The 16,294-nt window shown below is 39.0% G+C and carries 11 protein-coding genes; all 11 read left to right on the plus strand.

Annotation, left to right across the window (positions count from 1 at the left end):
• Positions 1-11: 11 nt before the first annotated feature.
• The 11 genes from N2317_06000 to fliD all read left to right on the plus strand — a co-directional run bounded on the left by N2317_06000 (position 12) and on the right by fliD (position 16,265).
• Complete coding sequence (locus tag N2317_06000) at positions 12-752, plus strand: tetratricopeptide repeat protein (GenBank protein ID MCX7817043.1); 741 nt, start codon at positions 12-14, stop codon at positions 750-752.
• 10 nt (positions 753-762) lie between these two features.
• On the plus strand, positions 763-1,878 hold the full coding sequence (locus tag N2317_06005) for a DegT/DnrJ/EryC1/StrS family aminotransferase (GenBank protein ID MCX7817044.1): 1,116 nt from the start codon (positions 763-765) through the stop codon (positions 1,876-1,878).
• Entirely contained in the window at positions 1,879-2,811 is a 933-nt protein-coding gene (locus N2317_06010; GenBank protein MCX7817045.1) for a GNAT family N-acetyltransferase, read from the plus strand.
• The gene (locus N2317_06015) at positions 2,804-3,463 is read left to right on the plus strand and encodes an acetyltransferase (protein MCX7817046.1); all 660 of its coding nucleotides are present in this window, start codon (positions 2,804-2,806) and stop codon (positions 3,461-3,463) included. Before N2317_06010 ends, N2317_06015 begins: the two co-directional genes overlap by 8 nt.
• 25 nt (positions 3,464-3,488) lie before the next feature.
• Complete coding sequence (locus N2317_06020) at positions 3,489-4,430, plus strand: hypothetical protein (GenBank protein MCX7817047.1); 942 nt, start codon at positions 3,489-3,491, stop codon at positions 4,428-4,430.
• Between the two features lie 71 nt (positions 4,431-4,501).
• Complete coding sequence (locus tag N2317_06025) at positions 4,502-5,764, plus strand: glycosyltransferase (protein MCX7817048.1); 1,263 nt, start codon at positions 4,502-4,504, stop codon at positions 5,762-5,764.
• A complete protein-coding gene (locus N2317_06030; GenBank protein MCX7817049.1) occupies positions 5,688-7,532 on the plus strand; it encodes a glycosyltransferase in 1,845 nt (614 codons plus the stop codon). The genes N2317_06025 and N2317_06030 overlap by 77 nt, the downstream gene beginning before the upstream one ends.
• Before the next feature lie 242 nt (positions 7,533-7,774).
• On the plus strand, positions 7,775-10,822 hold the full coding sequence (locus N2317_06035; protein MCX7817050.1) for a glycosyltransferase: 3,048 nt from the start codon (positions 7,775-7,777) through the stop codon (positions 10,820-10,822).
• A 4-nt stretch (positions 10,823-10,826) separates the two neighbouring features.
• Positions 10,827-12,440, plus strand: a complete 1,614-nt coding sequence (locus tag N2317_06040; GenBank protein ID MCX7817051.1) for a glycosyltransferase — start codon at positions 10,827-10,829, stop codon at positions 12,438-12,440.
• 196 nt (positions 12,441-12,636) lie between these two features.
• Positions 12,637-13,458 carry a flagellin gene (locus tag N2317_06045; GenBank protein ID MCX7817052.1) on the plus strand — a complete coding sequence of 274 codons (822 nt, stop codon included), beginning with the start codon at positions 12,637-12,639 and terminating at the stop codon, positions 13,456-13,458.
• 143 nt (positions 13,459-13,601) lie between these two features.
• Positions 13,602-16,265: a flagellar filament capping protein FliD gene (fliD, locus tag N2317_06050; protein ID MCX7817053.1), complete on the plus strand. Its 2,664-nt coding sequence runs from the start codon at positions 13,602-13,604 to the stop codon at positions 16,263-16,265.
• Positions 16,266-16,294: the final 29 nt, after the last annotated feature.

A 16,294-nucleotide genomic window follows, 5' to 3' on the forward strand; every position in this document is an offset into this window, starting at 1 on the left:
AAACATCTTATATGACAGAAACAATAAAACGCGATGCAGCAAATGAAATGCTTAGGCTTCTGAACACGTGTAAAGTTCATCTGAAAAAACAGAACTTGTACTCCTGTCTTATCAATTTCCGGGAAGTCCTGAAAAAAGCTCTCAGTACAAAAATGCTAGCTCAAGATGAGAAACAGGTGCTAGAAGAAATAAACAGTTTCCAAAAAGCTCTTTTTGACTCCAAGATCTACCGAGATTTCTTCGGACCAGCTACATTTCACAACAATGATTTGAAAACCACCCTCGATTTCATAAACATGCTCATAGATGTGGAAGAAGAGGAAATACGGGATAAATCAAAAACCCTCAACGACAGTCAAATAGTTGACAGTTTCGTCGGCAATTTGAGCCTAGAGGAAAAAATTTCCTTCGCAAAAGCTGCTCTCGACAGAGGCGATTTAGGAAAAGCCCAGGAAATACTGGAAGGCGATGAGGAAGCTGCCAATATGCTGTTCGAGCTTTTGGTGGACCTGGGCATCAGATTTCGTAAGAAAAGGGAATTTGAAAAAGCCATTAGAGAATACCACAAAGCCCTTCTTATTTATCCCGACGATGAGTGTGTGTACTACAATATGGCAAGAGCCTATTTGGAAATGGGAGCTTTCGATCTCGCTGAGATAGCTATTGAAAAAGCATTAGAATTAAATCCCAATTTTACGCAGGCAATAGAATTAAGAAAATACTTAAAACACCAAACGTCAAAAATCCATTAAAGGGCGAACCATGTACAATTCAAATACAATATACGTGACAAAACCTAGTTTGCCCCCTCTTGAAGAAGTCATAGAGATTTTAAAGAAGATCTGGGAGTCAAGATGGCTTACCAATAATGGACCTTACCATCAGATGTTTGAAAAAGCCCTTTCTGAATATCTTGGAGTAAAATACATATCCCTTTTCGCAAATGGCACACTTGCGTTAATGACAGCACTGCAGGCACTCCGCATCACTGGAGAAGTAATAACAACCCCATACAGTTTTGCAGCTACAACACACGCACTACACTGGAATGGTATAACTCCTGTCTTTTGTGATATTGAACCGAACTTTTGTAATATAAATCCCGAAAAAATAGAATCTCTTATCACACCAAGGACCACGGCAATACTGGCTGTGCATGTATACGGAAATCCCTGCGACGTTTACAGAATTCAGGAGATAGCGGATATATATGGACTAAAAGTCATTTATGACGCCTGCCATGCCTTTGGTGTGAAACTAAACGGGGACTCCATCTTGAACTTCGGTGATCTTTCCGTGTTGAGTTTTCATGCAACAAAAGTTTTTACAACCTTCGAAGGTGGTGCAATAGTCTGCCATGACGAGAAAATGAAAAAAAGAATAGACTTTCTAAAAAATTTTGGATTTGCAGACGAAGTCACCGTGGTTGGTCCAGGCATAAACGCAAAAATGAACGAGTTTCAAGCAGCTTTAGGTCTTCTCCAATTGAAGTACATCGACTCATCTATAGAAAAAAGAAAAAAGTTATCTGAAATATATGCAAATAAGCTTTCTAACGCAAGTGGCATAAGAACAATTAAGTATCAAAATCATATCAGACACAATTTTCAATACTTTCCGATATTTATTGATAGGAAAAAATTTGGAAAAAATAGAGACGAAGTGTACGATAAACTGAAAAAAAATAATATCCATTCTAGAAGATACTTCTACCCATTGATAAGCCAATTCCCCACATATAGAGGGTTACCGTCAGCGTCTCCCAGCAATCTTCCCGTAGCGGAAAAGATAACAAATGAAGTTTTATGTCTGCCAATGTACGATAGGTTAACCGAAGAAGAAATCAATCAAATCTGTGAGATAATAATGGATAGGTAGATGAGAGCTGGTTATTTATCCCCTACATATGCCTGTGCTTTAAAAGAATTTGGTGAACCCTTTTACCTGAAAAATAGTGGAGGGTGGGTATTAGAACGTAAGATACCCGATTGTAAAGAAACCGATGCGATGGGTTGCTACCCTCTCTTCTTATGTGAGGACTGGTCAGCTTTAACCCTCGATTTTAAAGAGATAAACAGAGAGTGGGTTACTCTATCAATTGTTGCAGATCCATTCGGCAACTACACACTCGAGGATCTAAAAACATGCTTTCCCGATTTAGTAATTCCATTTAAAAAACATTACATTATAGATCTCCAAAAACCCTTAAAAAAATACATTTCAGAACACCATTTGCGTAATACCCGTAAGGCATTAAACCACGTAAACGTTGAAGTCTGCCCAAATGCTCAAAACTTCCTAAACGAATGGCTAAATCTTTACAGTGTTCTTATAAAACGCCACCAGATCAGTGGAATAAGTGCATTTTCCGACGATTCTTTCGCACAACAACTGAAGGTACCAGGACTTATCGCATTCAGAGCTTTCGATGAATCCGAAACCGTTGGCATGTTACTATGGTATGTAAACGATAATAGAGCATACTATCATTTAGGTGCGTACAGCGAAAAAGGGTATACGCTGAGGGCTTCCTTCGCTTTGTTTTGGTACTCTATAAATTATTTCAGGGATTTAGGCCTTAAATGGCTAGATCTTGGTGGAGGTGCAGGGCTTAGAGAGAAGCCAAGTGACGGTTTGATCAGATTTAAACAAGGCTGGTCGACAGGTACGAGAGTGGCATATTTCTGCGGAAGAATTATAGATAGGCGAAAATACGAAAACATTCTACAGGAGAAGAAAATTCCATCGACTACTTTCTTTCCCGCTTACCGAGTAACTGAATTTGGAGGTACGGAAAGCAAAAATGGCTAAAGTTGTAATTTTTGGAACATTGGATACTGCGGAATTAGCACATTTCTATTTAACTCACGATTCCTGTCATGAAGTGGTGGCTTTCAGTGTAACATCAGATTACATAAAAAATAAAAAATTTAAGGGGATACCAGTAGTCCCATTTGAAAATGTAGAAGAGATATACCCACCTGAGCACTACGCCTTTTTTGTACCGATGACAGCTAAGAACATGAACCGGATTAGGGAGAAATTTTACCTATTAGCCAAAGCCAAAGGATATTCACTGATCAGCTATGTCAGTTCCAGAGCAACGGTTTACCCCGGAGCGCAGATAGGCGAAAATTGTTTCATATTGGAGGATAACACCATCCAACCTTTTACCACCATTGGGAACAACGTGGTGATGTGGAGCGGAAATCACATTGGCCATCATGGCCAAATCAGGGACCACGTATTCTTTACCTCCCATGTTGTTCTTTCTGGTCACTGTATAGTAGAACCATACTGTTTCTTTGGTGTTAACGCCACTATCAGGGACGGCCTGCACATAGCTGAGGGAACCTTGGTGGCCATGTCTGCGTGCGTCACAAAAAATACTGAACCATGGGGCGTCTATCGCGGAGTACCCGCTAAAAAGGGTAAAATTTTAAGTAAAGATCTGGATTTTTGAACATCTTTCGATGCAGGGTGTAACTATGGAGTGGATCAAAAAGGGCCTGATTTTCAAAGCGGATAATAACTTTCCCTGGATGGTTTCGCATACTCAAGTTCCTATAGTGGAACAAGTTGATGATCAAAGATTGAGAATATATTTTGGGACAAGGGATGCCAAGAATCGTACAACTATTACTTTCATAGAAGTTGACGCAAATGAACCTGATAATGTTCTTTATGTGCATAACAGACAGGTCCTCGGCCTGGGAAAACTGGGATGTTTCGATGACAGTGGCGCGATACCTTCTTGGATCGTAAATCGCGGTTCTGAAAAGTGGCTTTTTTACATTGGTTGTAACGTGGGTGTCACAGTCCCATATAGAAACTCAATCGGTTTAGCTATAAGTCACGACGGAGGCTTAACTTTCCAAAGAGCCTTCGAAGGACCGATTCTGGATCGCACAAATACAGAACCTCATTTTGTAGGTAGCCACTGTATCATTGTTGAAAACGGCATTTGGCGCATGTGGTATCTCTCCACGGTCCGATGGGAAATCCACGACGGTAAACCTGAACCATACTATCACATGAAATATGCCGAGTCAAAGGACGGCATATCCTGGAAGCGCGAAGGACGAGTCTGCATAGATTTTAAATCGCCTGACGAAGGAGGAATCTCCAGACCATGTGTCGTAAAAGACGGAAACATTTATAAAATGTGGTATTCGTACAGGGGGGGGAAGGATTACAGAAGACGTGGGTCTTGCAGCTACAGAATAGGTTACGCTGAGTCAACAGACGGATTGGTATGGACAAGGTTGGATGAACTAGTGGGTATAGATATTTCCGAAAGCGGTTGGGATTCAGAGATGATTGAGTATCCCTACATCTTTGATCATCTGGGCAAGCGGTTTTTATTTTACAATGGTAACGGATTCGGCCAGTCGGGCCTGGGTTATGCAATCCTCAAATCCGAGATTTAATTAAACGGCATGCAAAACGGTCGCAAACACCAACATACTAATGAGCAAATAACACTTTAAAGGGGAACCACATGGAACAACCTTTGGTTAGCATTATCTGCATTACATATAACCACGAGAAATACATAATTGATGCCCTAGAAGGATTCCTTATGCAGAAAGATATTTCGCCTATGGAAATTATAGTCCATGACGATGCATCAACAGACGGGACTACAAAGATTGTTGAAGATTTTGCGAGCAAACATCCAAACTTAATCAAACTAATAACCCAAAGAGAAAATCAGTATTCAAAGGGATTGAAACCCATTCCTCTAGCTATAAAACACGCTAAGGGCAAGTATATTGCGCTATGCGATGGAGACGACTATTGGACAGACCAATACAAGCTGAAGAAACAAGTCGATTTCCTGGAAAATAATCCCGACTACGTAATAACTTACCATAACGCTGTGATAGTAGATGAAGAGGGGAATCTTCTAAGCGATTCGAAGTTAGAAGAACATTTAAAAAGAGATTTCTCAAAGGATGACCTCATAAGCGGCAAAATGGTTCTAACACTGAGTATGTGCTTCCGAAACACTATCAAGGATTTTCCAGAAGAAATTCATAAAGTTGTAAATGTTGACAAATTCTTAACATCCCTTCTCGGCCATTACGGAAAAGGTAAATATATGCCAGAAATTACTGAAGCTGTATATCGAAAACACAATAACAGCATATGGTCCAATTTAAGCAAATTACAACAAATATTCATAAATGGAAACACAAGGGCATGGCTTTCTCGCTACTACCGTCGAATCAATCTCCCACAGTGGGAGGATCATTTTAAAAAAGAAACAATAGAACACTTCAAACGAGTACTAAAGTTATCTGTGTCATACAACACTACCGAATGCGAAGAAGTAAAAAGAATATTCACCGATTACCGTGACATAATCGACGATGAAGTGGATAAAACGCTCCGATCCATTATTGCCCACCATGAAACAAAATACAATCACGAGTTAAAAAACGAAAACAAAACGGAAATCCACATATCCCCAAAAGTTAAAGATCCCATATCAACCGGTTCAAAAGAAGAAGTTATAACGGACACAAATAAGATCCTAAAATTTGGAAGTCTAAGAGCGCTGGAAAAAGATGAACTACAAATTAATTGGGTATTGACTAGAAAATGCAATTACTCTTGTAGTTATTGTGGATCACACAACAACAAATTTCCCACTTCTTCCACAACTGATGTCAAAAAAGTTATTGAAGCAATCAAACCGTCTAAGCAGGGACAAGATTCGAATAACTATAACTGGAGGCGAACCGACCATAGATCCTAATTTAAACTACATACTTAGCTCTTTGCTTGATAAGGATAACAAAACCATTCATATAAGTGTAATTACCAATCTAAGTAGAAGCCATAACTACTTCGAAAACTTTGTTGAACAGTTTGGTGAAAGAAATAACCACATATCCTTTGTTGCCTCGTATCACATAGAAAACGCAAACGAATCCAATTTTATCAGAAATCTGGAGATTTTATCGAGTGGAGGATTTAGAGTCTTCGCCTGGATACTTGCACATCCCCTTTTTATGGATGAGGTAAAAAGAATTTACAACCGCATAAAGGATTTGAACTTAAAAAACACCAGAGTTGTTCCGAAAGCAATAAGAGACGAATTCGGGCGAAGTGCTTTTCCAGATAACAGATACAAAATAGAGGATTTAAAATGGCTAAACCAATTTGCAGACGATGGCGAAATACTCTTTATGGATACGTATGATCAGAATCTCGGTAGGGTAACGAGAAAATTCTATAATTTAAATGAAGCAATTACCCTGAAAATAAACAAATTCAAAGGAATGCTGTGTAATGCTGGCATCAACATGATTTCAATTGACGAAAACGGATTCGTTTCCCCTGCCGTATGCTTAAGAAGCAGTTCAAAGAATTTTAACATATTCGAAGACGAAAATGCTTTGGAAAAAGTAAAAGGGCCTATCGTTTGCCCATTTGATGCTTGTAAATGTTTGGCAGATCTTCCCTTGTTAAAATACACAAACGATTATGAAGCAAAAGGAATAAACCGTTCAAATGCATCCAGAGAAGAACCGTATAAGCATCCCCTAATAAATGCTTTGCAAACCAAAGGCTGGGAGTACAAAAAAGATTTATATCTTGAGCATTTTGATTACGTTCTGAAACTAAAGGAAACATCAAGCCCCTCTATCTCCGTTATTGTCATTTCGTGGCGTTTACATGAGGATACAGTAAAGAATTTCCAAATTCTGAATAAACAGAGAAATCAGAATTTTGAACTCATCTTTGTTGACAACGGTGGAAAAGAAAGAGAATTTGAACTCCTTAAGCCATATGTAGATATTTACATTCGATTAAAAAACAATACCGGTGCATACCTGGCAAGAAATATTGGGAGCGTTTTTGCTTCTGCCCCCATCCTCCTATTTCTTGAGGATGATGGCATACCTGAAAGTAATCTCATTAAATCACACCTTGACATCCATAAAAAATACGACGTAATTGCTGTAAGAGGCGTGTATAAACCTAAAACCTCGAATGTTCTGAACAGATACGCAGCACATTACTTCCTAGGGGATAAACCTTTCCCATATCCATCAAATCTGGAGGGAAACTCTTCTTACAGGGCTGACATTTTCTACAAAGTAGGGGGCTGGAATGATGAAATATTTTTTGGTCATGGAGGCAAAGAATTAGCTATCAGACTATTGAGAATAGAGAATGATCCGAGGAAGCAGATATACTCACCGGAACCTATAATATACCATGATTTTGCAACTGATAATGCCCATCTTGCAAAAAAGATCCGAAAACAACAAGAATCTCTCTCTGATTTGAAGAAAAAATACCCAGAGTGGGACACGATTATCTCCACATGGAAGAAATTCTTTGCCAGACATGATCAACTAATACCTAAGATTATTCTCGACGAGAGACAAGAAAAATCAATTAACTATCACTCTCATCTTTTAAAAGCTCTGTCTTATTATGAACATGGTGAAACAGACATGGCAAAGAATCACCTATTGTCACTGATCACGGAACTAAAGGAGATAGCAAGATGATATCGCACTCCAAACATCTTTTTGACATAGTCATGGTATGGTACCAAAACGATTGGGGATTGTACGGTCGAAGGAACGAGCAACTCGCAAAATCTCTGAAGAAACACAAATGCATCCGCAAAATTTTGCACATCGAACCACCCATTGATCTAGAGTTCCTGTACGCTAACATAGAATCTGATATCCTTGACCTCAATATAAAAACGAATTTAAAAAGAATTAATCTTTACTGCGACGACGGAGTGTACACATTCACTCCCCACCTAGTATCGGGCATGCATCCTGAAAAACTACAAACCTACTTAACAAACCAACTGTACAGTGCCTTAGACCGATGTGGTATCAAAAACTTCATCCTCTGGCTATACCCACCCCATCCATTCGTTGAGATGATCCTTGATGTTCTGAAAGAAAAAGCTACCTTAATTGTAAGCGACTGTGTTGATGACCATCGCCACTACGCAAAAGACACATTTGAAAAAGATCAGATTGAAAAAAGATACAAGAAAGTCATAGGTCAATCCAACGTTGTTTTTACTGTATCAAAGAGCATGCAAAAAGAAATGAAAAAATTCAACTCTGAAATCTACTATATTCCAAACGCGATTCCAGAAGAAGTGCTGCATCACAATGAGCCACCACCTCCAGAATTCTCTTTCTTAAAACGACCAATAATAGGTTACACAGGCGCCCTCTCAATGAGGATCGATGTAGATCTTTTAAAATTTATCGCAAAAGAAAGACCAAACTGGAGTATCGCGCTTATAGGGACTGTACCCCATCCAAAGGTTCAAGAATTGTTCAGATTAGAAAACATCTATTGGTTTGGACCTAAATTGTACAGTGATATACATAGATTCATAAACAACTTTGATGTCTGCATTATACCTCACAGTGTCAATACTTTCACTGATTATATGAATCCCATTAAATTATACGAATACCTAGCATCCGGAAAACCGATTGTATCAACCGATGTTGCCGGAGTAGACATGTTTAGAGATGTTATAGAAGTAGCCTCAAGTAGCTCAGAGTTTCTTTATGCAATAGAGAAAGCCCTAAATCAGGACTCCGTTAAAAAGCAGATCCTGAGAAAGGAGAGAATTTACATTCATACATGGATGTCGAGGGCAGAAGAAATGATGCAACTTTGCCTTCATTCGATCCAAGAAGAAAGAAGTAAATATAGGAAAAAAAACAATGATTCAACAATCATTGAGAAGTTGAAGAATCTAGTACCTCCCAATGCAAAAAAAATACTGAATATAGGATGTGGAAAAGGACTCCTCGGAGATGCAATTAAAAAGGAAGTAAATTGCATGGTAACCGGTATCGAGAGTGATATCCAAGACGCGAACAAAGCAAAGCTTATATTGGACGAGGTCATTACAGGTGATATTGAAGAGAAAGTTAACGACCTTCCCTCTAATAACTATGATTGCGTAATCTTCGAAAACTCTTTAGAGAAATACCGCAATCCTGAGACTTTACTGAAAAAACTGATAAGAACCATAAAGCCCGGTGGTCAAATTATCGTTTATATTCCTAACGTCATACATAGACTTACTGAAGGTCAATTGCCAGCTGACTATGTAAGCAGCCTCAATCGTGATTATATAGATGGAGGTCCCTACCTTTATTTTACTAAAAACTCAATCATAAAACTATTCACCAATGCTGGTTATGAAATTTCTCAAATGTCAACTACAACACCAAAGAGTGATCCTCACGATTCGCAAGACTATCATCTTTTTAACTGTTACAAATTATCTACGGAGATAACCGAAGGGGAGAGTACACATCCATACATCGTTGTGGCAAATAAACCACAACCGGAGCCAAAGTTAACTTCCATAATAATCCTAACCTATAACGGTTTACACTACACAAAACAATGTGTCCAATCCATAATAAAATCCACATATTCACCGTACGAACTAATAATAGTGGACAATGGATCCACTGATGGAACAGCACAATACTTCCAGAATATCATTGGGGGCAACAGCACGGTTTGCGGATACCGCTTAGAGGTGCAAGAAGACGGTAAGGTAGTGAAATACGAAAATATTCACCTCAAAAATCAAAAAAAGACCAACAAAAATAAATGCACAACGCAAGACACCATAAAGTTTCTCAGTAACATCAAAATTATCGAGAACGGAAAAAATCTGGGATTCGCAGAAGGAAACAACAGAGGAATTGCCGTATCCAATGGTGAGTTCATTGTAATCATAAATAACGATGTAGTTGTAACTCCAGGATGGCTGGAAAAAATGATAGAAGCCATTGACTGGTCAGAAAACTTAGGTATTGCCGGTCCTTTGACTAACTTTGTTTCAGGACCACAGATGGTCAGAAGTGTAAAATACAACACAAAGACACTTGAAGGACTTAACGAATTCAGTGAGCAAATTGCAAAAACATACGATGGTCATTCTGAAATCTTCTGGAGAGTAGTTGGTTTCTGCATGCTTATAAAAAGGGAAGTGATAAATAAAATAGGAGGATTCGACACCAGATTTAGAATAGGAAACTTTGAGGATGACGATTTCTCATTGAGGGCAAATATCGCCGGATTCAAATCAGTTATTGTAGGAGATTGCTTCGTTCATCATTTTGGAAGCAGAACATTTAAAGAATCAGGAATAAATTACTCTGAAACTCTGTTAGAAAACTGGAAAGTTTTCAAAAAGAAGTGGAATCTGAATCAAGATCTTTCATACGGTGAAGAATTTGACGTACAATCATTGCTAAATATAAAGTTTGATCCCGACCTCCACTACGTACCATTAATAATACAAGAACACACTGTATCTTGGGCAGAAAAACTCTATGAAAAAGGAGATATAGAGGGAGCAAAACACTGTTTATTGAAGATCCTTGAATCCCACCCCGATAACGTTGAAGCCTATAATGATCTGGGATTTATCTACTTCCAAGAAGGCAAAACCGAAATGGCTAAGGATTACTTCCTTAGGGGATTAAGCATAAACCCTGAACATCCTGACATTCTTGAAAACTTAGGACACGTTATGAATAGTGAAGGGTCGTATGAATCGGCATTCTCTTACTTTAGAAGAGCCTTAACATCAAGACCAAACGATCCACAACTCCTAAATTCCATTGGATATTGCTTGATGAACATGGGAGAAATAGATAAGGCTAAGAAATTCTTCAAGCAATCATACGAAATAAATGAAGAACAACCACACCTCAGAGAGATATTGGAAAGCATAGAAGGTAAAGAATATTCGCTAAACATCAACCAAGTGAACGAGGTGAGATAGACAAATGAAAAAGAAAAAAAACAGAGAAAAAAATCAAACAAACAGAATATCACTGTGTATGATAGTGAAAAACGAAGAGGCATCCATAGAACGCTGTTTGGAAAGCATTCATCGTTTCGTTGATGAAATAATCATCGTTGATACAGGATCAACAGATAAAACGTGCAGCATTGCCGAAAAATACGGTGCAAAAATATATTACCATCCATGGGAAAATGATTTCAGCAAACACCGTAATCAAGCGATTTCCTACGCCACGGGCAACTGGATTCTGCAGGTAGATGCAGATGAGGAACTATTTGATCAAGACGGCCACAAATTGAAAGCAACAGTGAACACAGGCAAAGCGGACTACTACTACTGTATCTTTTACGACGTAGACCATAATAATTCAATTAAAAGTATATACAACATGGTCCGTCTTTTCCGCAAAGGGCTTGGTATGCGTTATGTGGGTAAAATTCACGAACAAATAGAAAAACGTGGCAAAGGAGCATTCAGTGATATCCGATTCAAGCACTACGGGTACTATATGGACGAACAAAAGATACAGATCAAACTTCAACAACGAAGAGATATGCTAAGCGATGCTATTTCTGAAAAACCTGATGACCCATACAACTATTTCCAGCTCGCCGCAACTTACGATTTTATTGGTAATTTAGCAAATACCTTAATGTTCGGAGAAATAGCATTGGAATTAGCGAACAAGAAAAATCTATGTGCTGACTATGTTCTTAATATCTACTACCTATTAGCTCGTTGTTACCTTCAGTTAAACGACCATGGTAAATCGGAACACATATGTTTGAAAGCACTAAGTATTTTTCCCAAAAGCTTCGATATAAACTACCTTCTAGCATCTATATACTTTCAAGAACGAAAATGGGAATTATGCGAAAAGTATGGCAGGCAGGCACTTGCAACAATGGATGAGATTTTAAATAAGCCTTCAGCTCTGGGAGGATCCTACCTGATAAATGTAAACGAATTTTACAGAATTCCCCTGATGCTTGGTTACATCAACTGCATCAACAAAAAATTGGAAGAGGCGGAAAAATATTTCCTTCAAGCCTGGGAAAAATCTGAACGTAACATCAAAGTGGCTGAAGAAATATGCCTAATATATACACGCTTTGGTTTAACAGATTTTACATCTCGATGGTTGGAAACTTTATGGGAGAACAGAGGAGAACATGAACAAACTATCTTACACAAATCTCCCGAATTATGTCTGATCTTAGCAAGGAGATTCATGCAAATTAATAAAACAGAAAATTCAGAGAAATGTTTAGAGCTTATAGATGAAGAAAAACTGACTGACAAACAGCAAATCACCTTTAGCTTCCTAAAGATGTTGCTTGCCTGGCACAAGGGTGACGTTTCAGAAACTATTTCACATCTTTTATTCTTACACAAAAAAACAGAATTGCCCATAGATTTCAATATTAATAACATCGATGATTTGGGAAAAATATTCTTCAGCTTGGGGGAATATTTTTGCCGTTCAAAAATGTGGCCTGAGGCGAAAGACGCTATCAAAATAGGGATAATTATATCTCCCCACTTCTTTGTAAAAGAACGTTATTTGGAAATCCTCGAAAAACACAATCCGTAAATTTCCAATACACTTCAACAGTAAATTTTTTCGAGCATAAAACCTAAAGTTCATCCTCTCTGTTACCGATTAATGGATTGAAGTTAATTAGAGGAAGGAGGGATGAACAAGTAACGAATCAAAAACTAACGTTTAACCAGTTAATCTAATTCTTTAAAACTAGCAAGGAAGCAAAAAAATCAAGGAGGATTGAATTATGGGTTTCAGAATTCAAAACAACATAGCAGCGTTAAACACACAGCGTAATCTTGGCATTTCAGAATCGAACCTAAATAAATCTCTTGAAAAACTATCATCGGGTTACAGGATAAACTCCGCGAAGGATGATGCCGCTGGATTGGCTATTTCTCTGAATTTCCAATCCGATATTGCCTCGATTAAGGTGGCACAGAGAAATATTTCAGAGGCCAATGCTCTGCTCCAGGTAGCGGAAGGTGCCATGAACAGCATCGGTGATATCCTTGTGCGTCTCAAAGAGCTCGCTACACAAGCTGCTTCCAAGAATGTAGGAACGGATATAGATAAGCTTTCACAAGAATATGCTACTCTGGTTCAAGAAATTGATCGTATTGCTGATTCGACAAAGTACGCTGGTGTAGCTCTCACAGATGGCAGTTTCGACAAGAAAGCGTTCCAGATTGGCTATGAAAAGGATACAAATGCCCAGCTTGAAATCTCCATCGATTCTGTGAAATCTTCAAAACTTGGAGTGGCAACAGGCGATATAAGCACGCAAAGCAACGCGTATAACGCTCTGTCTAAAATTGATAATGCCATCTCCACACTTGCTGCAAGTCGGTCCGAGATCGGTGCCTACCAGAATCGGCTAACACACGCTGCCAGCAACCTTGCAATTACGCTTGAGAACTTCACAGCAGCAGAATCCACAATAAGAGATGTGGATATGGCAGCGGAGATGACGAACTTCACCAAAAACCAGATCCTTGTTCAGGCGGGTATGTCCATGCTTGCGCAGGCAAATATGGTACCGCAGTTGGTACTGTCGCTATTCAGGTGACAACTCGATGAATTCTACCCAAAAGGCCCCACAGTTTATTGTGGGGCCTTTTGGTAAGGGAATTGCAGTTATTATTTTGTCAGGTAAAAAAATGGGCAAAAATTGCCGATATATTAATTAAAAGCAAGATACCGAGGTCCTAAATGGCTACGGGTACAAATTTTATAAGTGGATTATCAACGGGACTTGACTGGGAAAAAATCGTAAATCAGATAATCGCCATTGAACACAAGAGGATCGATCTCATAACTAATAAAAAAAATGAATACTCCGAAAAACTCTCGGAGTGGAACTCTTTAAATACAAAACTTCTAGCATTTAAAAATTCGCTAAATAATCTAAAGAAAAGTGAGAACTTTAACCTCTTCAAAACTACACTGGCGACGGATAACCAGAACGTCAAAGCTCCAGATCTTCTTACAGTTTCCACCAGCACAAATGCTTCCATTGGATCATACACGTTAAAAATAAACAGTCTCGCCACAGCACAAAAGCTATCGTCGGATACTTTCTCCAGTATAGACACGCCATTTGGGAATGGCTACGAAGGAGATATCATCGTTAACGGCAGAGTCTTAAACATAACTCCATCAGACACCCTCCGTTCCCTGTGTAATAAGATAAACAGTGCAAACAGTGGTGAAAACCCCATCGGAGTCACAGCTTCTATAATAAGTTCCAATCCGGGTGAGTATAAACTCATCCTTACAAGCGACAAAACCGGATCCGAGGGTATAAAACTCGCCAACGGCGGGAATTTGGATATTTTGAACAAACTTGGATTTACTGACACTTCACGGGTCGCAAAAAATACTATCTCAGGCGGTGTTCTTAGTGATCGTTTTTTGAGTACCACAGAAACATTTCATTTACTTTTGGGGTTGAATAATCCTCAGATGGCAGCTGAAGGAGAAATTGTCATAAACGGTATCCCCATTGGATCTTTAGATCTCGCGACTGACACTCTCCTGTCACTGGAGACAAAATTAAAAAACGCTGGACTCAGAGTTTCCATCATCTCAGAGACAGAGGACAGCAAAACGTACTACAGGCTTTTAATCGAAGGAGCTACTTTTTCATTCACAGACAAAAATAACATTCTTGAAACACTTGGGTTCATTAGAGCGGGTTATTCTGACGTGTATGGACTTATAGGGGATATGGGCAACACATCAAAAGGATCCCCCATTACACCAAACACTTTGATAAAGGACATAGATGGTTACATTGGATTTTCTCCCACAGATTACATACACCTCGAGGGATTTGATACTGATGGAAACGCCGTTAGCGATACCCTTACTATATCAGAAAACACAACTATTGCTGATCTCCTTGACAAAATAGAATCCACATTTGGAAATGTCACAGCTTCTATAACATATGACGGTAAACTGAAAATCGTGGATAACACAACAGGTGAAAGTCCTTTGAGCCTCAAAATATACGTCAGAAACCAAAATGGGCAAATTGATGAAACTCTGAAATTTGACAGCGATTACGACATGGGAACAGCCACTGCAGTAAGAAAAAGGGAAATCACAGCAGGAACAGACGCCTCCATAACCATTGATGGAATAAATGTATCGAGAAAAAACAATAACATTGACGATCTTATCCCCGGTTTAACATTAAACCTCTTAAAAGCAGACAGAAACACTAATATTACTATTAATGTGACAAGAGACATTGATACTATTTTGGGTTATATACGTAACTTTGTTGACAGTTATAATAGCGTATCCTCCTATATTCGCCAACAAACCTCGTACAACAGCACTAACAACAAAGCAGGCGGAGTCCTCTTCGGAGATGGAACACTCCACCGTGTGAAAGCAGACCTTGCTTCCATTCTAGTTCAGAGTATATCGGGAGTAAACAAACATCTTTCTTCCCTCGGTTTGATCGGTGTCAGTGTGGACAGATACGGTCAACTTTCCATAGACGAGAATAAACTAAGAAGTTTGCTGAATAGCAATTTCATGGACGTAATGAAGGTTTTTGCAGTATCCGCAACAACATCTTCGTCAATGATTACGTACATATCACACGGGACACACACAAAACCAGGTACATACGACGTTTACATTACGAAAGCTGCAACACGAAGTACATCCAATCCTTCTGATGCCACTGAACTGTCCGGAGATGAAACATTAACCATCACTTCGCTAGGATCGGTTGCAGTAATTGAATTAACACAAGGAATGACAATGGACCAAATAGTTAATGCCATAAACAGCGAGGTGACTGATCTCGGGCTCACAGCCTATCTCGACACAAAGGGTCACCTAGTTATAAGAAGCAACCACTATGGTTCTGGTCACTCTTTTACCATCCACCAGAAAAACAATCTGTTATGGTACAGCGGCGATCAGGTAGTAGATAATGGAGAGGATGTGGAGGGCACGATAAACGGGGAATTGGCCACAGGCACAGGACAGCTACTCAGAGGAACAGCCGGTAAACCAAACATAGACGGTCTTGTAATAAAGTACACCGGTACTCAGACAGGCCATGTGGGAACGTTAACTCTTACCATTGGTGTGGCCGAACTTTTCGACAGGGTTCTCTACAACATGACAGATTCTACCAATGGATACGTAACCACAAAAAAACAATCTCTAGAGAATTCAATAAAGGACTACGAAGATCAAATTAATGATATGGAAAAACTTCTCGACAAACGCAAGGATCAACTTTTGCGAGATTTCCAAAAAATGGAAGCGGCCATACAAAAACTCAAATACCAGAGTGACTGGCTCACTGGACAGTTAGAAACAATCAAGAAATCTTGGAATTTGTAAATAAAACAAGGATCCATGGAGGATTTAAA

The sequence above is a fragment of the Syntrophales bacterium genome, assembly GCA_026417625.1.
In the GTDB taxonomy this organism is placed as follows: Bacteria; Desulfobacterota; Syntrophia; order Syntrophales; family UBA8958; genus JAOACW01.

Bases quoted from the DNA above. Each gene is read 5' to 3' on its own strand.
- N2317_06000 (MCX7817043.1), top strand. From the start codon at position 12: ATGACAGAAACAATAAAACGCGATGCAGCAAATGAAATGCTTAGGCTT.
- N2317_06005 (MCX7817044.1), top strand. From the start codon at position 763: ATGTACAATTCAAATACAATATACGTGACAAAACCTAGTTTGCCCCCT.
- N2317_06010 (MCX7817045.1), top strand. From the start codon at position 1,879: ATGAGAGCTGGTTATTTATCCCCTACATATGCCTGTGCTTTAAAAGAA.
- N2317_06015 (MCX7817046.1), top strand. From the start codon at position 2,804: ATGGCTAAAGTTGTAATTTTTGGAACATTGGATACTGCGGAATTAGCA.
- N2317_06020 (MCX7817047.1), top strand. From the start codon at position 3,489: ATGGAGTGGATCAAAAAGGGCCTGATTTTCAAAGCGGATAATAACTTT.
- N2317_06025 (MCX7817048.1), top strand. From the start codon at position 4,502: ATGGAACAACCTTTGGTTAGCATTATCTGCATTACATATAACCACGAG.
- N2317_06040 (MCX7817051.1), top strand. From the start codon at position 10,827: ATGAAAAAGAAAAAAAACAGAGAAAAAAATCAAACAAACAGAATATCA.
- N2317_06045 (MCX7817052.1), top strand. From the start codon at position 12,637: ATGGGTTTCAGAATTCAAAACAACATAGCAGCGTTAAACACACAGCGT.
- fliD (MCX7817053.1), top strand. From the start codon at position 13,602: ATGGCTACGGGTACAAATTTTATAAGTGGATTATCAACGGGACTTGAC.